Source organism: Enterococcus sp. DIV1639a, from assembly GCF_050530445.1.
GTDB classification, from domain to species: domain Bacteria; phylum Bacillota; class Bacilli; order Lactobacillales; family Enterococcaceae; genus Enterococcus_B; species Enterococcus_B hirae.
The window spans coordinates 1,282,567-1,302,484 of the sequence record NZ_CP172886.1 but is presented as its reverse complement, the minus strand read 5'-3'; the positions used below and the strand labels follow the sequence as shown (position 1 = coordinate 1,302,484).

14 protein-coding genes are annotated in these 19,918 nt (G+C 35.5%); 3 read left to right on the top strand and 11 right to left on the bottom strand.

Translation table 11 applies throughout. The features are described from left to right. Nucleotides 1–124: 124 nt before the first annotated feature. The 4 genes from IGJ32_RS05875 to IGJ32_RS05860 all read right to left on the bottom strand — a co-directional run bounded on the left by IGJ32_RS05875 (nucleotide 125) and on the right by IGJ32_RS05860 (nucleotide 4,851). Nucleotides 125–1,954 carry a hypothetical protein gene (locus tag IGJ32_RS05875; RefSeq protein ID WP_373168818.1) on the bottom strand — a complete coding sequence of 610 codons (1,830 nt, stop codon included), beginning with the start codon at nucleotides 1,952–1,954 and terminating at the stop codon, nucleotides 125–127. Between the two features lie 29 nt (nucleotides 1,955–1,983). Further along, nucleotides 1,984–2,124 (bottom strand): hypothetical protein, encoded by a 141-nt coding sequence (locus IGJ32_RS05870; RefSeq protein ID WP_342081688.1) that lies wholly within the window; start codon nucleotides 2,122–2,124, stop codon nucleotides 1,984–1,986. Between the two features lie 355 nt (nucleotides 2,125–2,479). Next, nucleotides 2,480–3,415: an alpha/beta hydrolase gene (locus IGJ32_RS05865; RefSeq protein WP_342081687.1), complete on the bottom strand. Its 936-nt coding sequence runs from the start codon at nucleotides 3,413–3,415 to the stop codon at nucleotides 2,480–2,482. Between the two features lie 341 nt (nucleotides 3,416–3,756). Beyond that, on the bottom strand, nucleotides 3,757–4,851 hold the full coding sequence (locus tag IGJ32_RS05860; RefSeq protein ID WP_010719272.1) for a DUF871 domain-containing protein: 1,095 nt from the start codon (nucleotides 4,849–4,851) through the stop codon (nucleotides 3,757–3,759). Between the two features lie 184 nt (nucleotides 4,852–5,035). On the opposite strand from IGJ32_RS05860, the gene IGJ32_RS05855 reads away from it, so the two are divergent. Beyond that, nucleotides 5,036–5,794 (top strand): peptidylprolyl isomerase, encoded by a 759-nt coding sequence (locus IGJ32_RS05855; RefSeq protein WP_010719273.1) that lies wholly within the window; start codon nucleotides 5,036–5,038, stop codon nucleotides 5,792–5,794. A 127-nt stretch (nucleotides 5,795–5,921) separates the two neighbouring features. On the opposite strand, the gene fabZ is transcribed toward IGJ32_RS05855, so the two are convergent. Further along, nucleotides 5,922–6,362: a 3-hydroxyacyl-ACP dehydratase FabZ gene (fabZ, locus tag IGJ32_RS05850; RefSeq protein ID WP_010719274.1), complete on the bottom strand. Its 441-nt coding sequence runs from the start codon at nucleotides 6,360–6,362 to the stop codon at nucleotides 5,922–5,924. A gap of 216 nt (nucleotides 6,363–6,578) precedes the next feature. On the opposite strand from fabZ, the gene fabI reads away from it, so the two are divergent. Then, nucleotides 6,579–7,334, top strand: coding sequence for an enoyl-ACP reductase FabI (fabI, locus tag IGJ32_RS05845; protein ID WP_010719275.1), 756 nt, complete (start codon nucleotides 6,579–6,581; stop codon nucleotides 7,332–7,334). Between the two features lie 452 nt (nucleotides 7,335–7,786). On the opposite strand, the gene IGJ32_RS05840 is transcribed toward fabI, so the two are convergent. Beyond that, nucleotides 7,787–8,800 (bottom strand): branched-chain amino acid aminotransferase, encoded by a 1,014-nt coding sequence (locus IGJ32_RS05840; protein ID WP_010719277.1) that lies wholly within the window; start codon nucleotides 8,798–8,800, stop codon nucleotides 7,787–7,789. 168 nt (nucleotides 8,801–8,968) lie between these two features. On the opposite strand from IGJ32_RS05840, the gene IGJ32_RS05835 reads away from it, so the two are divergent. Further along, nucleotides 8,969–9,883, top strand: a complete 915-nt coding sequence (locus IGJ32_RS05835) for a mechanosensitive ion channel family protein (protein ID WP_034697771.1) — start codon at nucleotides 8,969–8,971, stop codon at nucleotides 9,881–9,883. A 90-nt stretch (nucleotides 9,884–9,973) separates the two neighbouring features. On the opposite strand, the gene cbpB is transcribed toward IGJ32_RS05835, so the two are convergent. The 5 genes from cbpB to IGJ32_RS05810 form a co-directional block, all read right to left on the bottom strand. Further along, nucleotides 9,974–10,474 carry a cyclic-di-AMP-binding protein CbpB gene (gene cbpB / locus IGJ32_RS05830; protein ID WP_010719279.1) on the bottom strand — a complete coding sequence of 167 codons (501 nt, stop codon included), beginning with the start codon at nucleotides 10,472–10,474 and terminating at the stop codon, nucleotides 9,974–9,976. Nucleotides 10,475–10,581: 107 nt separating this feature from the next. Beyond that, the gene (locus tag IGJ32_RS05825) at nucleotides 10,582–11,094 is read right to left on the bottom strand and encodes a metallophosphoesterase (protein ID WP_010719280.1); all 513 of its coding nucleotides are present in this window, start codon (nucleotides 11,092–11,094) and stop codon (nucleotides 10,582–10,584) included. Beyond that, entirely contained in the window at nucleotides 11,091–12,440 is a 1,350-nt protein-coding gene (gene rph / locus IGJ32_RS05820; protein ID WP_010737495.1) for a ribonuclease PH, read from the bottom strand. The genes IGJ32_RS05825 and rph overlap by 4 nt, the downstream gene beginning before the upstream one ends. Before the next feature lie 3 nt (nucleotides 12,441–12,443). Further along, entirely contained in the window at nucleotides 12,444–13,265 is an 822-nt protein-coding gene (racE, locus tag IGJ32_RS05815) for a glutamate racemase (RefSeq protein ID WP_010737494.1), read from the bottom strand. A gap of 269 nt (nucleotides 13,266–13,534) precedes the next feature. Continuing rightward, nucleotides 13,535–19,498: a hypothetical protein gene (locus tag IGJ32_RS05810; RefSeq protein WP_430610914.1), complete on the bottom strand. Its 5,964-nt coding sequence runs from the start codon at nucleotides 19,496–19,498 to the stop codon at nucleotides 13,535–13,537. Between the last annotated feature and the right edge of the window lie 420 nt (nucleotides 19,499–19,918).

The window sequence follows — 19,918 nt, the reverse complement described above, 5'->3', positions numbered from 1 at the left end:
AAAATCACATGTTTTCAAAGATAGAAAATAGAGACCGTTTGAACGACTCGTTGAGTGGTTCAAACGGTCTCTTTGTCTAGTTCTTCTAAACTGGTTCAAAAAGAACGAGTGATGGTAAACCTTATCATCTCTCTTGATCAAAGATAGAATTTTTATAAACGTCCCTTATTTGCGAATTACTAGCTCGTGTTTTTTTCACTTTCTTTTGAGCAAAGTGTTCTGGATAAGCTATTTTCAATGCTCTTTCTTCTCCTAAATTATTCGCTAACTCTGTATTTTTTCCACTCAATTTCTCAAGATCATTAATATAAACATAACGCCCTAACTGCATTGTACTTGAAAAAATAGCAAAATCTACTGCGGCAGAAAAATGATGAAATCCCTGTTTTGATTTTAAATAAGCACTTTGATCAATGATATAATCTGTAACTTTTCCTCCATTGCTAATTAAAGATAAATCCCTTTGAAGGATAAAGTCACTTTTGTTCTTATCGTTGCGCTTATTGAGTGCTTGTGCTAGTTCTGATAGGTTAGATTTAGAAATTTCAAATTCATGTACACAAGGTAACAGACCATTTACTTGCGTTCTTTTTTGATAGTAACCTGTGGGATCAACCACTGAAACGATAAAGTTCCCGAAAGTATTTTTCCGTATCACACAACCAAGATTCTGTTTTTCATGAGGACCCTTGTCCTTCAACTTGATCTGAATATCATGAGAAGTAACTAGAAAAGAAGTTGGATCGCCTGGCATTAATCGAGAGAGTTCTTGTACAATCGAATTTTTTTCTAACTGATAATACTTACTATATTGAAGTGAACGGCTAATTGCTACCACTTCATTTGGCAGAACAATCCCTCTTGACTGTTTTAATTGTTCTTCTGCTTTCTCAAATATTTCTTTTGGTTCCCGCAGCTCAGCTAGGTAAATCCCTCTGTCTTCTACTTCTACTGAATCTTGTCTATACGGCGATTTTCTTTGTTGAGAAGTTGTGAGTATTGTATCTTCAATTTTTGTTTTCCAATTCTTATCCATATTTTCCACTTGTTCAGTTTTATTATGTACAATAACCATCGAATGAAGAAGACCTTCCGAATATTGTAATTGGTTCATCCTCTTAAGTGCTGCGTAATGAAACTCATTCATCAACCGTTTATGATTATTTTGTTGAGTTGCTGGTGTAAGATTGAAGTAATCCATTGGGGGCTTCGTTTGTTCATCAATTGCCTTCCCCTTCTGACCTTGTATTTGACCGTTCTTTTGAACATCCTCATGAATTTGATCAACAGCATTCCCATAAAAAATGTAGTCAACGGTGTAATATAGTTGCGGAAGTAAGAAATGAAATTTTTTTGAATGTGATATATTCTTTGCCGTTTCTTTTATTTCTTGTTTATTCCTAAGATTCTCAAATTTATCCACTAGTGTAGTCTCATTCTCATGGCTAGAGTGTAATGGCGTGCCCAATAGATTGGCTAACTCTTTGGTTTTGTCTTGATCGATTGCGCATTTGCGAATCGTGAGCTCTTGGTCATTCGAAGTTACCAATGTAACGAGATATTTATTGTTTTGATTTTGGATAATTGCTCCTGTTAAACTAGTATATATAGGCTCATTTTCAGTGGTGTCCTTAATCAACTCTTTTTCCTCTTTATGTAACGGTCTCCCACTTAGGAGTGGTAATACGAGAAAACGAGCTTCATCTCCACTTAAGTGTAAAAGTTCCTGTTCTATTTTTTGTGTATCTTGGATAGCATCGCTACTCCGTTCGAATGAATCGTACATTGTAAACTGACCCTTTTCTTCAGCTAAACTTGTTATGTTAGGATCGTCACTCACATTGATCATATGACTCCAATTTTTCAAATACTCTTTAAACATCGCTTTCGTCTCATTCAAATCAGGAATATGCCGAATATCTCCAACTGGAAGATCAAAAAATTGTTCATACATTTTGAAATTCCCAAATTTGTCTTGCTTATTTACTTCAATTGAAGGTTTTTTTTGAACAAACGTTTTGTGCGGTTCACAATTGAATGTTTAGTATCTTTAGAGGATATTGAATTGACTAATAATCGTGCGCGCAAAGCTTGTTCTAGTTCTAGTTTATTTGCCAGTGGCATTTTTTCGCTCCCTTTCTTGAGATCATTTTTTATAATAAAAATCGTTTTGTGCGGTTGATTCGCTTTTTTTCATGAAACGATTTTATATCCGTTTTTATGTCAAAAAGGCTCCTAAATTCATTTTCTCTATTTTCATTCTTCACAATGTATTTTTCGATAATGACAGAAAGGTTCCTCTTTGCCTATTCTTGATTTTCGTTCGTTTTTTTGTCTGATTTATGTAAAATTCTCAACTATATATGTAAGCAGTCACCCATATTTCTATTGTGAACGGATGACTGCCGGTAAATAAAAAGAATGAGTTCTCTCTATTAGAATCCTAAAATTATTTTTGTATTAGCTATTAGCAAACAACTCATTGGACATATTTTGCTAAAAACTCTTTGACGGTTTGCTGATACTTTTCTGGGTCTGCCTGATACGCTTTTGCGTGTTCGGCTCCCTTGACCACGTATTTTTCTTTTGGTCCCTTAGTTGCAGCATATACTTTTGCTAACATATTATAGGGAACGAATGTATCCGCATCACCATGGATAAATAACATTGGTTTCGTATTTTTAGTTAATTGATCAACGGCACTTGCTTCCCCAAAAAAATACCCTGCTCGAATTTTTGTAATCAAGCTAGTCACTTGGATCAATGGAAAAGAAGGTAAGTTGAACATATCTTTTAGTTGATATGCAAGTTCTTCATCAACTGACGAATACCCACAGTCTTCGATGATCGCTTTCACGTTATTTGGTAGCTTCTCACCGCTCGTCATCATCACAGTTGCAGCACCCATACTTACTCCATAAAGCACGATTTGTTGCGACTGCCCTGTTTCTGCTAAGATTTTATCGATCCATTGGACGTAATCTTTTCGCTCTGGCCAACCGAATCCGATATAATCCCCTTCACTACGCCCGTGGCCTCGAGCATCTGGAACTAACACATTGTAGCCTAAATCATGAAACATTTTTGCATAATTTGCCATTGTTTCCGCATTTCCCATATAACCATGGGCAACAATAACTGTTTTATCACTTTTCTTTTCTGCTGGCAGATAGATCGCAGACAATTTCAAATGATCTGTTGATGTTAGATGCCAGTAAATGCGATTCTCTTTCTGATTGAACCACTTTGTCGCCTCGTTTTCTTTTGTTGTTTGAGAAGTTCCCGGCGTATCGTTTTCTAAAAAATCTTTTTCTGATGGGACAACTGCATAATTATAAAAATAGTTGCCTGCAAATAATAGAACCACTATCACGACAATAGCAATTCCGATTACTATTTTTGTCAAAAGTTTCATCGCTTTCCTTCCTTAATCCATTATTAATACTAATTCTTGATTAAGTATAAACAAAGAAGTTATTCGATGCAATCCTTCCAAGAGTAAATATAAAGCTCCACATCACCCATTTCTCTTCAAATTTCATTTATAAATGGTTGTAAAAAAACCATCTTCACACAACTAATCTATCAAGATCAGTCTTGTTATCTCAGAGACATAACATCTTGACAAATTATTTAGACTAATCAATTTTTCAATCATTTTTACAAAAAAAACTTCAAAACCAGTAGAATTTACCGGCTTTGAAGTTTACCCGATGTTCTTAGCTTTTAAACAAAAAATTTAAAAGTTAGGAACCATTATTTTTTATTTTCGATCATTTTAAAACTTGACCACGGTTTTAAGAAGTCTAATAAGAACAATTCATCTTCTGAAATACGTCCGACTACATTCACACGACCGTCATTTTTCATCTCTTTTAGTGCAATTTGAGTTTCACCTTTGTATTGGTCATACCCCACATTATCAATCAAGACATCCCCGCGAGACATGTCCCGGGTATTATGTGGTGGGAATGGTTTATCTTTATAGTAGATTCGTGTCATTGTTGAACGAAGGATATATTCTGAACGATCACCACGATAGCTGTGGAGATTATCAAACAAACAAATCCGTTCATCTTCGGTGATATCTTCTTCAACATCTACTTTCAACGTTGGATAATCTGCATTAAATGCTTCTGCCATCGCTTTTAGTTCTTCCTCGCTTGCATAAGCATTACCGATAGAAATATCATCGATCAAACCCGTAAGCATCAAGTGCTTGACTTGTGTAGAAATCTCTAAGTTTCGATGATCTTCAAGCGAACACAAACCGTCTTGCGTTGGCCATGGTCCGAAATCAGCGGTTTGAGAATTGACGAATGCCATTGTATTCAAATTATAATTTCTAAATTTTTCTGAGCAATACACAAAATGATCATAACTCAAACCAGAATAGCGATGAGGGTAAAAATTATGAGACCCTAACAAATTATTAGTATTCGGAGAATAACTCATGATGTTGTCAACATAACTAGTGCCAGAACTCATATTGATCTCAATCTTAATACCGTATGGATTACGTGTCATTTTTGCTTCTTCAGCTCCCGTAAACCCGATATCTAAACGGATGCCGTACGCTCCCATCTTATGAAAAAAGGAAAGATCATCGTAGGATATCCCTAATTGTTCAAATAATGCTGGATTGATATCTACCATAACTTCCATTCCTAATTGGTTCGCATATTCCACAACTTTAGAAAAATCAGCTAAAACCTTCTCTTTGTCATCTTCTATTTGTAATAAGCTAGTAAATACACGTTTGAATCCATATTTATGTGCTAAATCCAAATATGCTTTGTCCTTTTTGAACGTTGAACGTTCCGGATAAATCGAAATACCTAATTTTCCCATCAGTTGAATCCTCCCAAAATCTTTTTTGTATCCACTTACATTATAACAAAAGCGCTTTAAATGGTCTACACCTTTGAGAAAAGTGATCATAAACGAAGAAATTATGAGAAAAAGAATAGGTAAATTGATCATTATTTGTTATCATTATAGATAACAAACTGATTATCTTTGAAAGGAACCAAAAATGAAAACAAAAAAACTTCTTTTAAGTATGGGATTGGTTGCAACCCTACTATTTGCAGCAGGGTGTAATCAAAGTGAACCAAAAACAAACACTTCTGAAACAACAAGTTCAACAGAAAAAACAACGGAAAGCAGTACAAAAGAAAGTGTCGATTTAAACGCACTCCCTCTTCCTCAATTGAGCAATGAGGTCGCTGCCAATGAAGATCTGGTTGAGATGGTCACATCAAAAGGGACAATCAAAATGAAATTATTCCCTGAATTGGCCCCTAAAGCAGTTGAGAATTTTATGACACATGCTAAAGATGGCTATTACGATGGCTTGACTTTCCACCGAGTGATCAAAGATTTCATGATCCAAGGAGGCGATCCTAAAGGGGATGGTACTGGCGGTGAAAGTATTTGGGGCAAAGGATTTGAAACTGAAATATCTAACCAGCTTTACAACATCCGCGGAGCTTTATCCATGGCACGTGCCCAAGATCCTAACAGTAATGGGAGCCAATTCTTTATCGTCCAAAACTCAGATGATATGCATGACGGACTATTAAAAGATGATTACCCTCAAGCAATCATCAATGCGTATAAAAATGGTGGCTATCCTAGTTTAGATGGTGAATATACGGTCTTTGGACAAGTCATCGAAGGAATGGACGTTGTAGATAAAATCGCAGAGGTTGAAACAGATGCCTCAGATAAACCAAAAGAAGCGGTTAAAATTGAAAAAATCAACATCTTACAAGAAGCGAAAGAATCATAAGGCGAATCATTAAGTAAAAGCCGAAGAATAACGAAAGGTACTCCATTGCCCTTCGCTGTTCTTCGGCTTTTACTGATAACTGGGTCCTTGTAAATTCTGCTTTTATAAAAAAAGCCGCTTTACCCAATTAAGCATCTTTGTTCACAATAAAAGTAAACTCACACTCACAAACTTTTTTATCCTCGACATAAGCCGCAGATAAAGCAGTACCTACTGCACCCTTCATTTTTGTGATTTCAAAATGACATTTCATCACGTCACCAGGAACCACTTTCTGGCGAAATTTCGCTTTGTTAATCCCACCGATATACGCTCTTTTGCCTAAAAATTCTTCTGATTTTAAAATCAGAATCGATCCAGCTTGCGCTAAGGTTTCTAGAATCAATGCACCAGGCATTACTGGATTATCAGGAAAGTGTCCTTGGAAGAAATCTTCATTGATCGTTACATTTTTCGTTGCGACGATTTTCTTTCCTGGTTCTAAGGTATCGACATAATCGATATAGCATATTGGATAACGATTGGGAATCAAGTCCATTACTTCAGTAGCTGATAATACGTAAGACATAATATACTCCTTTTTTTGGCTAATTGCCTTGATTATTACTTTGATTATCAAAGTATCATATTCTTAAATTTTTAGCAATCTTTTTTTATTATTAAAAAAAATAGTTTGACAATCAAAGCATTTTGACTAATAATAGAAAATCAAGAGGTTATTATTTTGCAATTATTGTTTATTATACAACCTATTAAATCTTTTTAAGATCAAAGGAGTGTCAATATGTCTTTTTTAGAAGGAAAGAAAATCGTCATTATGGGCGTCGCAAATAAGCGAAGTATTGCTTGGGGTTGTGCCGAAGCAATGATGAAACAAGGTGCTGAGATCATCTACACTTATCAAAATGAACGCATGAAAAAATCATTGCTTAAATTAGTCGGCGAAGATGCCTTTACGGTGGAATGTGATGTATCAAGTGATGAAAGTATTGAAAAAGCAATGGATGCAATCGGCGAATATGCTGGAGAAATCCACGGCCTAGTACACGCGATCGCATACGCAAACAAAGAAGAATTATCAGGAAACGTATCCGATATCTCACGTGACGGCTATCAATTAGCGCAAGATATCAGTAGCTATTCATTAATCGCTGTAACAAAATATGCACAAAAGTATCTAGCACATAACAGCGGAATTGTAAGCATGTCTTATTTAGGATCAGAACGCGCTATTCCTAACTACAACATGATGGGAATCGCAAAAGCATCTTTAGAAGCAGCCATCCGTTACTTAGCTGCAGAACTATCTCCTAAAGGCATTCGTGTCAACGGTATTTCAGCTGGGGCGATCAAAACATTAGCGGTTACTGGCGTGAAAGATTACCAAAAATTGATCCAATTATCTGAATCACGTACACCAGATCAACAAGGTGTGACGATCGAAGAAGTCGGAAATGCCTGTGCCTTTTTAATTAGCCCATTATCAAGCGGAATGATTGGCGACATTGTTTATGTAGATAAAGGCGTCCACTTATCTTAAGAGAACCCTATTTACTTTAGTCATCCCATTTAAAACAACACGAATCGCTTTTTATTTAAGTAAGATAACGGAAAAATTCGTTTAACACTAACGAACTCACCGGTTTCAAATAAACTTTAAACGACGACCTACTATTGATAGGCTTATCAATATTGGGTCGTCTTATTTTGATTGATCCCTAAAGAAAATATGAGACCCAGACGATGATACGCATGAAATATGTCTATCTAGATTATTGTGACAGATTACAAGCCATTTGATTGTTAAAATATAAATAGTTTATATTTTAATATGAGTGAAATTGTATCTTCTATTTGGTGATGGATAAACTCTTCTAAAGTAGTATGTGGCAAGAAAGCTTGTAAAACTAATTTTATAAAAAAACTAGGACAGATCATCTATATCTGTCCTAGAAATCGTAGCATCTCTTTTTTATTAGATTATACTGTTGTTTATTCGACTACTTCGATCCAACCCTCAGGCGCTTCTACATCGCCAAACTGGATCCCTGTCAATTCATCATACAATCGTTTAGTTACAGGACCAACTTCTGTTTCGCTATGGAAAACATGTAAGTTATTTTGATAATAGATCCCTCCGATCGGTGAGATGACCGCTGCTGTGCCACACGCTCCTGCTTCGGCAAATTGGTCTAATTGATCAATAAAGATATCCCCTTCGACAGCAGTTAAGCCTAAACGCTCTTCAGCCAATTGTAAGAGTGAATATTTCGTGATACTTGGTAAAATCGATGGCGATTGCGGTGTGATAAATTGCCCATCTTTAGTAATACCAAAGAAATTCGCTGCACCGACTTCTTCAATTTTCGTGTGAGTAGCAGGATCTAAATACACGCAGTCTGAATAATCTAATTCCTTCGCTTGTGTACCTGGCAACAGACTAGCTGCATAGTTCCCTCCTACTTTTGCTGCCCCTGTTCCATTAGGTGCTGCCCGGTCGTACTCTGATACGATAAAGTTCGTTGGTTTCAAACCACCTTTAAAGTAAGCACCAACTGGTGTACAGAAAACGACAAATAAGTACTCTGGCGCTGGGTGCACACCAATGTTTTCACCGACACCAATCAGAAAAGGACGTAAGTATAATGTTGCGCCTGTTCCATAAGGTGGTACAAATGCTTCGTTCGCTTTGACTACGTCTTTCACAGCTTCAATGAACATTTTTTCTGGTACCATCGGCATCAATAACCGTCTAGCACTTTGATTCAAACGACGGCTGTTTTGATCTGGTCGAAAAAGATTGATCTTGCCATCTTTTCTTCGGTAAGCTTTTAATCCTTCAAAGCATTGTTGTCCATAATGAAGCGCTGGAGAACCTTCATGGATTGTTAAATAGTTGTCTTCCGTCAATTCTCCTTTTTCCCATTGACCATCTTTCCACTTTGCAACGTAACGCCAAGGAGTTTTGATATATGAGAAACCTAAATTATTCCAATCCAATTGCATATTCATTCCACCTATCTTTGTTTTGTGAATATTTTAGCACTATACTTGAGGTTTGTCATTTTATTTTTTGGAAAATTTCTGAAATTTGAAACAGTTTTGCTGATTTTCTTTTTCCCTCGTTCTTGTTACAATACAGTAGTGAGTATATATTTTAGAAAAGGGGATCTTATGTTTTTACAACTAGCGACAACAGCAACCACTTCCACAGGTGAAACATTAACTGACCAAGCAGTCCACCAAGTGAATGCTTTTCAACGTTTCTGGAATACGATCGATTGGGATGCAATTTTTGCAACCTTTATCCAAAAAGGACTTTATTTAGTTTTTTTAATTCTTTTATTTGCCATACTCAACCGTGTCGGAAAATATTTAATTGATAAATCTTTTAAACAATATTCTAAGAAATCGGTTTTGAATGAAAGTCGTTTAAAAACGTTACACAGTCTGTTAAATACGATTTTCCAATACACGATGGGTTTTTTCTTTATTTATGCGATTTTATCCGTCATTGGTGTTCCGATTGGTTCATTGTTGGCAGGAGCGGGAATTGCTGGGGTAGCAATTGGATTGGGCGCACAAGGCTTTATGAGTGATGTGATTACTGGCTTTTTCATTATTATGGAACAACAAATGGATGTCGGAGATTATGTAAAATTAGCAAATCTGTCAATTGAAGGAACAGTGGCTTCTGTCGGTATTCGGACGTTACAGCTAAAGGCCGTAGACGGTACGGTCCACTTTATTCCCAATCGAAACATCACGACTATCAGCAACCTATCCAGAGCGAATATGCAAGTTCTACTTGATATTCGCATCGTGCCGGAAGAAGGCTATGATTCTATCTACGAAATCATCGATCGTGTAAATCAACGATTAGCTGAAAAATACCAAGACGACTTACAAACTGAACCAACAATTTTTGGATTAGTCGATTTAGGGAACAGTAATTTTGCGATTCGAACCATTTGTTATGCCTTGAATGGGAAACAATTTGTTTTGAAAGAAGAATTTTTGAGTTCTTATGTAAAAGAATTGACAACAGCAGGATTTACCATTCCTAACAGCCCGATCAGCTTGAAATAAAAAAGATTGAGACGATTCCTTACGCTTTCCATTAAATGACCTTAATGGAGAAATAAGTGTAATCAGTCTCAATCTTTTTTGCTTTAATCGTTAACTAACGATGTCTAACTTTTCTTTTAATTCTTCGACTTTAGGCGAAACAATGTTTCGTCGTTCCAATTCATGCACCATATAGTTGACTGCCTTTAGTAGTTCTTTTCGAGTAATGATCCCTTTAAAAACTTTGTCTTCTGTAACAACCGGTAGAAAAGGTGAATCAACTAATAAATGGAGAACTTCTTCTAGTTCCCAATTTTCATCGATCGTTGCAACATTCGTTTCCATTACATCTGCAACGGTTAGTCCTTCTAATGGGTCCATGCTGATCGTTTGTAGATCGATCATTTTATTGACGACATCAGATAAGCTAACTAATCCCACAAAACGGTCATCTTTTCCTAGTACAGGGATCTTCGTATAACCTACTTTCGATAAAACAAGCAAACCATGTGATAATGGATGTTGATACATGACATTCGCTACATTTTCAGCTGAGATCAAAAAAGTCTCTCGATTTTGTAGCAATAACTCTCTTACAATCGGTCCAATCATTGGAGGGCCTCCATTTCAATTTCATTTCAACATAATTATTTTACCGAAAACGGATGCAAAATTCATATAAAAAATCGAGATTTTAGTAAAAATTAGAGATTTTTTGCTTACAAGGAAAAAGTGAAAGCCAGTTCCTCGACAGGTTGATGCGCTCGATTATAATATTGAACATTGACTTGTTCTCCACTGTGTTCAATCAAGGCATAAGAAGGGATTTGGATCGGTCCTCGTGGTTGCGAAATGCTTCCAGGATTCAAATACAAGACCCCTTCTACTACCTCACAACCAATTTGATGCGTATGACCAAAAAAGACCATCGTTGCTTGGTTGGCTTGCGCTTCAAGCGCTAATTGAGTAAGACCAAAACGAACATTTGCCAAATGTCCATGAGTGATAAATATTTTATCTTTCCCAGTATCAACCCACTCTTTTTCAACAAATCCTGGTCCGAAATCACAATTTCCCTTGACTACATGGAAGTGCGTCCACAATTGATCTTCTGGCGATAATTCTGAATCGCCACAGTGAAAGAAGAAATCCACTTTCGTTTGATAACGAGCAACTAGATCAGCTAAGATTTCCCGATCACCATGGTTATCACTGACAACTAAATAGTTCATTTGTTTTCACCTTCCAACCAGCTTTGCCATACTTGGCTCAATTTCTTCATTGCTTGTGCCCGGTGGCTGACTTGGTTTTTTTCTTCACTTGACATTTCGGCTGCAGTTTCAGTTGAACCGTCAGGAATAAATAGTGGATCATACCCAAAGCCGTTGTCTCCTCTTGGGATTCTTCCTACTTTTCCTGGCCATTGCGCTTCCACCACTAGACTTTCTTTATCCGGTGCAGCAAAAACCAAGGTGCAATGAAATTGCGCCGTTCTTTTCTCATCAGGAATCTCCGTCATCTCATAAAGTAATTTCGCATTGTTTCCTGCGTCACTTTTGTGTTCACCGGCAAATCGTGCAGAGTAGATCCCTGGCATGCCGCCTAAAGCATCTACTTTCAAACCAGAGTCATCAGCTAATACAGGTTGATTCAACAAATAAGCAATCGTTTCCGCCTTCAGACGAGCATTTTCCTCAAACGTTGAACCAGTTTCTTCTACATCAGGTAATTCAGGATAGTCAAACAATGTTTTGACTTCATAACCAGCTTTGCCAAACATCGCTTTAAATTCTTCTGCTTTTCCAGCATTTTTGGTAGCAATAACGATCGTCTTCAAATCGTCCTCTCTTTCTGCTCGTTGCTCGAACAAGACATTTTTTTGTTCAAGAATCAATTGCTCAATCGCCGTTTTCCCATAAAAGAGCAGATCGTTTAATTGTTCTCCATCAAAGGTTGCTTCTTCCCCAGTTCCTTGAATCTCGACAAATTTGCCAGATTCAGTCATGACTAGATTCATATCGACTAACGCTGCAGCATCTTCTTCATAATCTAAATCTGCCACACATGTCTGATCGGGTAAAATCCCAACACTGATAGCAGCTAAATGTTCAATAACTGGATCTTCACGTAAAACTTTTGTTTGAAGTAATTTTTCGACTGCTAATTTTAACGCAATAAAAGCTCCTGTGATGCTAGCCGTTCTTGTCCCACCATCTGCTTGCAAAACATCGCAATCAATGATAATACTACGTTCGCCTAACTTTTTCAGATCAACGACCGCTCTTAACGAACGACCAATCAACCGTTGGATTTCCATTGTGCGTCCTGAAAGTTTTCCTTTGCTGCTTTCTCTTCGATTTCTAGTATGAGTCGCACGTGGCAACATGCTATATTCTGCTGTTACCCAACCAGTTCCTGTTTCTCTTAAAAATGGCGGAACGTTTTCTTCAATCGTAGCAGAACAATTGACGATCGTATCACCAAAGTGAATCATAACAGAACCTTCTGGATGTTTAAAAACATTTGTTTCAATCTTTATTTTTCTTAACTGCTGAGGTTGTCTTCCATCGTGACGCATCTGTTATTTTCCTCCTAATTCAATATGCTCAACATTCAACTGATCGAGCATCAACCAATCTTGTGCAATCTCTTTAAAAAGCTTAGCTGAACCAGTCGTATAGAATTGGCATAACGTCCGCCCCTCATTGACTGAATTGCTGATTTCAAAATAGTCCAGCAACATCGAAACTTCCCCGACAGTCTCTGCACCTGAATCGATTAATGTTACACTTTCTCCCATAACGTTTTGGATAATCGGACGTAACAAAGGGTAATGGGTACAACCCAATACTAATGTATCGATTTTCTTAGTAACCAATGGCGCTAGTGTCTGGGCAACGATTTTTTTTGCCACTGACGAATGATATTCATTACTTTCCACTACCGAAACGAATTTTGGACAAGCCAAACTAGTCACGGCAAGTTCAGGTACCTTCGTTTTCAGCGCTGTTTCATAAGCACGACTTTTGATCGTTCCGAGGGTTCCGATAATCCCTACTTGTTTATTTCTTGTTTGTTTAACAGCTGCTCTTGTCCCAGGTAAGATCACACCAATGACTGGAATAGGAAGTGCCGCCTTGATTTCTTCTAAAGCAACCGCAGTAGCAGTATTACAGGCAATCACTAACATTTTGATGTTTTGTTCCACCAAATGATTCGTCATTTCCCAAGTAAATTCGATCACTTGTTCTGCCGGTCTAGGACCATAGGGGCAACGGGCAGTATCTCCAACATATAAGATATTTTCATTTGGTAATTGTTTCAATGCTTCTTTGACCACCGTCAATCCACCAACACCTGAATCAATAAAACCAATCGGGCGATTATCAGTCAATAGTATCATCCTTTTTCTCAATAAATTCTATCTTCCTTATTGTGGACTTTTTAAGGTGATTTTTCAAGTACTACCTTTGTACTTCTATCCATAAAGCTTGAATAGCTCACACAGTCGATCTAAAGAATCACTAGTTTGACTTAATGATCTTAAGTTAGTTGTTTTTAGCAGATGAAGATTGCTCTTTATCTACACTTATCATGAATGATTGCGATTCGTTTTAGAGATACTAGAAGAGACTGAGACAAGTTTTGTCACAGTCTCTGAGCAATTATGGTTTATCGACTAACTTCAGCTGATCCTTGAGATAAAGAATTCATTTGTTTTATATTTTTGTTTGGTTTTGGTAGAGTATTTTGTTCCGATCCTCGATTACTTAGTCTTTGATTCAATGGTAATGGAACTTGATCTATTGGATTTGGGTTTGTTCTATCTAGTTCGGGAAGCTTACTTAGCAAAGTTGTTTTTCCATTGATTATTTCGTTAAGCTCTTTTTTATCTTCTTTAGTCAGAGTAAGCATATAAGGTATATTGCGTCTATTTATTTCATTAAGTTTTCTGCTACCAATAAATTCCGCCATCGTAGATAGCATTTTGGGTTCTACCTTTTGGTTCTCTTTAAGTGCTAATGCAGTGTTCATTGCTCGAGATAACAAAAGCGCGTTGTCATCCACTACTTCAGCTATAGTCTTCCCATTTATTTTAATGTCTGCTTCATTTTCTTGTTTTTTATCTGTTTGTTGTTTCGCTCTTTCTCTGATTATATCCCGAAGTGCTTCTTTTTCTTCTATTCTCATGACAAGATTATCAGAAAGTGTATCCATATACTTTTCATCAAGATAACTATTCTCAATGGTAATTGCTATTTCATGTAAATCCTTTGGAGAGATAGTTTTATTCTCTGAAAGTTGATAATTTACTTTTATTGTTTCAGCCAATAGGGAGACTATCTTATTCTGTACCACAACATTTAATAGATTAATTCGGGCTGGTGCTTTTGGGAAAGTCCCTGATTTTGGCGACGTATTTGGTTCCAAGCCTGGAGTATTCTCACTTTGATTTAGTAGAGTTCTTAAATTTGGTTTTGGTGATGTCTGTAGTGGATTCTTTGGTTTTGAATCTAAATTATTTAGTCCTTGACTTAATGTTGAGCTTAGGTTCATTTTAGCTGGTTCTTGTGAAATTCCGAGTTCCTTATTTAGCAATGTTGTTTTTTCATTTATTATTTCATTAAGCTCTTTTTTATCTTCTTTAGTCAGAGTAAGCATATAAGGCATATTGCGTCTATTTATTTCATTAAGTTTTCTGCTACCAATAAATTCCGCCATCATAGATAGTATTTCTGGTTTTACCTTTTCGTTCTCTTTAAGTTCTAATGCTGTGTCCATTGCTCGAGATAGCAATAGTGCGTTGTCATCTAGTACTTCAGCTATGGTCTTCCCATTTATTTTAATGTCTGCTTCATTTTCTTGTTTTATTTCTGTTTGTTGTTTCGCTCTTTCTCTGATCATATCCCGAAGTGTCTCTTTATCTTCTCTTGTCATGACAAGAGCGTTTGGAACCGCATCTATATACTTTTTATCAAGAGAACTATTCTCAATGGTAATTGCTATATTATGTAAATCCTTTGGAGAGATAGTTTTATTCTCTGAAAGTTGGTAAGCTACTTTTATTTCTTCAGCCAATAGGGATACGATCTTATCATTTATTACACTATTTGAGAATATATTCCGAAGCTTGTCTTTGTCTGCTTGTGTCAAGGCAAGCGTACGCATGAGCTCCAGTTTCTGGTCTATATTTAGGTTTAAATTCACAACCTCATTTGCTATTCTATGTAGTTTATTCGGGTTTGCAGGTCGTTTCTCTGAAAGCTGATGCTTATTTGTAATAGTAGTAGCAACAGCATGTACATTCTGCTGAAATAATTGTTCTGATTCTGTTGATTTTTTTTTGACATTATTACGTCTTTCATTCGCAATATGTTTTGCTATTTCCTTTAGATCATGTTGGGCGTTAGGTTGGTATTTTTTTATAATAGCTATATTAGCAGCTTTCTTTTGTTCTTCGTATATAGACAGAAGAGTGTCTTGATCTTTTTCTGGTATTTTAAGTTCGAAAATAACCTCTCTTTTCTGTTCATCACTAAGATCTAATTTCGCAATCTTTTTTGCTGTTTTATTTAGTTTTTCTGGGGAGTTAGATTGATCCTCTGAAAGTTCATATTCAGTTGTAATAGCTAGAGTAGCAACTTTCTTAATTACTTGTATTTTTTTTAGTTCTTTGTATATTGTCCGAAGAGTGTCTCTATCTTCTGTTTCTATTTCAAGTAGATGAATAATTTCCTTTTCCTTTTCCTGTGCTTTACTAAGATTTAAATCTATAAGCTCATTTGCTATTCCCTTTAGTTTCTCTTGAGGGGTCGTTTTTTCAACTGAAAGTTGATATTTACTTGAAATAGCTGTAGCTGCAGTAAATATTTTCCAATTCAATTTCTCCTCAAATTTGTTTAAGTACATTTCTCGAAGAGTGTCTTGATCTTTTTCTGGTATTTCAAGTATTCTAATAACTTCTCTTTTCTGTTCATCACTAAGATCTAATTTCGTAATCTTTTTTGCTATTGTATTTAGTTTCTCTTGAGGAGTCGTTTTTTCAACTGAAAGTTGATATTTACTTGAAATAGCTGTAGCAATACTAACTCTTTCCCCATTCAAGTTCTTCTCTAATTCGTTCGAGTACATTTCTCGAAGAGTGGCTTTATCTTTTTCTGGTATTTTTAGTTCGAGAATAACCTCTCTTTTCTGTTCTTCACTAAGATCTAAATCCACAATCGTTTTTGCTATTTTATTTAGTTTTTCTGGGGAGTTAGATTGATCCTTTGAAAGTTCATATATATTTGTAATAGTTAGAGTAGCAGCTTTTATGTTAGCGTATTTCTGACTTTCTTGTGTTTTTTTAAGTTCGTTATATATTGTCCTAAGAGTTTTTCTATCTCTTGTTTTCATTTCAAGTAGGTGAAAAATATCCTTTCCAATTCCCTGTACTTCACTAGGATTTAAATCCATAAGCTCATTTGCTATTGCCTTTAGTTTCTCTTGAGGGGTCGTTTTTTCAATTGAAAGTAGATATTTACTTGAAATAGCTGTAGCTATACTAACTCTTTCCCAATGCAATTTCTGCAATTTCTTCTCTAATTTGTTCGAATACATCTTTCGAAGAGTGTCTTTATCTTTTTTTGGTATTTCAAGTTCGAGAATAACCTCTCTTTTCTGTTCGTCACTAAGATCTAAATCCACAATCGTTTTTGCTATTGCCTTTAAATTATTCTGGGAGTTAGGTTGATCCTCTGAAAGTTTATATATATTTGTAATAGCTAGAGTAACAGCTTTTATGTTAGCGTCTTTCTGACTTTCTTGTATTATTTTTAATTCTTTGTATATTGACCGAAGAGTGTCTTTATCTTTTTTTGGTATTTCAAGTTCGAGAATAACCTCTCTTTTCTGTTCATCACTAAGATCTAAATCCACAATCGTTTTTGCTATTGCCTTTAAATTATTCTGGGAGTTAGGTTGATCCTCTGAAAGTTTATATATATTTTTAAAAGCTATAGTAACAGCTTTTACGTTAGCATCTTTCTGATTTTCTTGTATTTTTTTTAATTCTTTGTATATTGTCCGAAGAGTGTCTCTATCTTTTGTTTCTATTTCAAGTAGGTAAATAATCTCATGTTCCTGTAATGTACTAAGATTTCGATTTATAAGCTCATTTGCTATTGCCTTTAGTTTCTCTTGAGGAGTAGTTTTTTCAACTGAAAGTTCATATGTATTTGTAATAGCTATAGTAGCAGCTTTTATTTCAGCGTCTTTCTGACTTTCTTGTGTTTGCAATAAGTCTCGTTTTTCTCTGTATATTTCCTCAAGAGTAGCTCGATCTTCTTTTGAGATTTCAAGTTTAGCAATAACCTCCCTTTCCTGTTCTTCACCAAGATTTAAATCCAGGATCTCAGTTGCTATTGCCTCTAGTTTCTCTTTGGGGACAGATTGGTTCTCTAAAAGTTGATATTTATTTATAATAGCTAGAGTAGCATTATTTATTACCTGCGTTATTAATTCATTCACCTTGGGAATTTGATCATTTAGAAGCTCATATACATCATCTCTATTTATAATATGTAGATCGGAAATAAAGTTATAACACGTACTAGGTTTCAAAGGAAGATAATAGAATGTATCAAGGTCTTCAATTAGTGCAGCTTTTGTTTTTTCCGATAAAGGCGTGTTTGAATTAAGGTTATGTTTTTCATTAAGATAGTCAATAAAAAAGGTTCTATCTTCGCTATCCATTTCAATAGTTCTTTGTTGTAACAGGTTTTTCTCTTCTGGATTCAATGGACGATTGGAGATGTTTCCTTCGGTTGAAGTTGGATCGCCTTTAGAAAGATCTTTATCTATTACTAGTGTTTCCATACTAGTAGATTGCTTTTTCTCTTCAGTTAGTTCATAAGCAAGAGCAGGCTGATCTTTGGGCTGTGCTATTCTATTGCTTGGTTGTAACAGTTTTTTCTCTTCTGGAATCAATGGAAGATTGGAGATGTTTCCTTCGCTTGAAGTTGGATCGCCTTTAGAAAGATCTTTATCTATTACTAGTGTTTCCGTATTTGTAGATTGCTTTTTTTCTTCAGTTAGTTCATAAGCAAGAGCAGGCTGATCTTCGGGCTGTGCTATTCTATTGCTTGGTTGTAACAGTTTTTTCTCTTCTGAATTCAATGGAAGATTGGAGATGTTTCCTTCGCTTGAAGTTGGATTATCTTTAGAAAGATCTTTATCTAATGCTACTAGTGTTTCCATATTAGTAGATTGCTTTTTCTCTTCAGTTAGTTCATAAGCAAGAGCAGGCTGATTTTTGGGCTGTGCTATTCTATTTCTTGGTTGTAACAGTTTTTTCTCTTCTGGAATCAATGGAAGAAGTAAAAGGATTCCTTCGGTTGAATTTGGATCATATTTAGAAAGTTCTTTACCTAATGCTACTAATGTTTTCACATTAGTATGTTGATTTTTTAGTTTATACTTTTTGGTTAATCTATAAGCAAGATTAGGCTGATTTTCGGGTTTTACTATTCTATTGCTTGGTTGTAACAGTTTTTTCTCTTCTGGAATCAGCGGAAGATGTAAGAGGATTCCTGCGGTTGAATCTGAATCATATTTAGAAAGTTCTCTATCTAATTTTGCGAATGTCACCGGATCAGTACGTTCCATTTTTAGGTTATACTTATCGGTTAACCTATCAGCAAGTTCAAGTCGATCTTCGGGTTTTACTATTCTATTTCTTGGTTGTAACAGGTTTTTCTCTTCTGGGATCAGCGGAAGATGTAAGAGGATTCCTTCGGTTGAATCTGGATCATATCTAGAAAGATCTTTTCCTAATGCTACGAATGTTTTTAGATTAGTATGTTGATGTTTTAGTTTATACTTTTTGGTTATTCTATAAGCAAGTTCAAGCTGATCTTCGGGCTGTACTATTCTATTTCTTGGTTGTAACTGCTTTTTCTCTTCTGGAATCAATGGAAGATGTAACAGGATTCCTTCGGTTGAATCTGGATCATATTTAGAAAGATCTTTTCCTAATGCTGCCATTGTTTTCAGATTAGTATGTTTATTTTTTAGTTTATACTTATCGATTAATCTATCAGCAAGTTCAAGCTGATCTTCGGGCTGTACTATTCTATTTCTTGGTTGTAACAGGTCTTTCTCTTCTGGAATCAGTGGAAGATGTAGCAGGATTCCTTCGATTGTAGCTGGATCATATCTAGAAAGTTCTCTACCTAATTTTGCGAATTTCTCCGGATTAGTACGTTCCATTTTTAGTTCGTACTTATTGGTTAGTCTATAAGCATGACTTTGCTGATCTTCAGGCTGTACTATTCTATTTCTTGGTTGAAACAGGTTTTTCTTTTCTGGAGTCAATGGAAGATAGAAGAGGATTCCTTCGAGTGTAGCTGGGGCATATTTAGAAAGATCTTTTCCTAATGCTACTAGTGCTTTCATATCATCAGATTTATTTTTCTCAAGTTTATACTTATTAGTTAGTTCATAAGCAAGTGAAGGCTGATCTTCGGCTTGTACAATTACTTTTTTTCCGTTTTTTTTATTTAGTTTCAACCTATCCTTTAGTCTATAAAAAATACCACGCTGATTTTTGGACTGTACGCTTACTTTCTCTCCATTTTTTTTATTTAGTTTTTCCATGTTGTTTTCTCCTTTGCACTTTTATATACTGCTTTATAAATTTATCAGAAAAAAAAGGACATCAAAAACTTTTATTCCCAAATAAAGAAATTCTTGGAATTTAATACCATGGTATTTGTTCAAATTTTAGAATATTATTTTTAATTTCTGAAAATAATTAGTCAAGAATAGTGTTTTCAAAAAGATTATGCATGAATAAAGTTTTATTTGAGTCCACTTATACATAACTATTTCTTTCATAATTTTTTTCTGAATATATTTGCGTAACCACGTGTAGTGATTTGAAAAAAATAGTATTCCTGTATAAAAATATAGAAATACGTAATTTACGGATTTAATTCAATGACATCATGAAAAATAGAAACTTTTTGATTAATTAACGAACAAATGTGAGAAAACAAAAAAATCTGAGAAAGAATG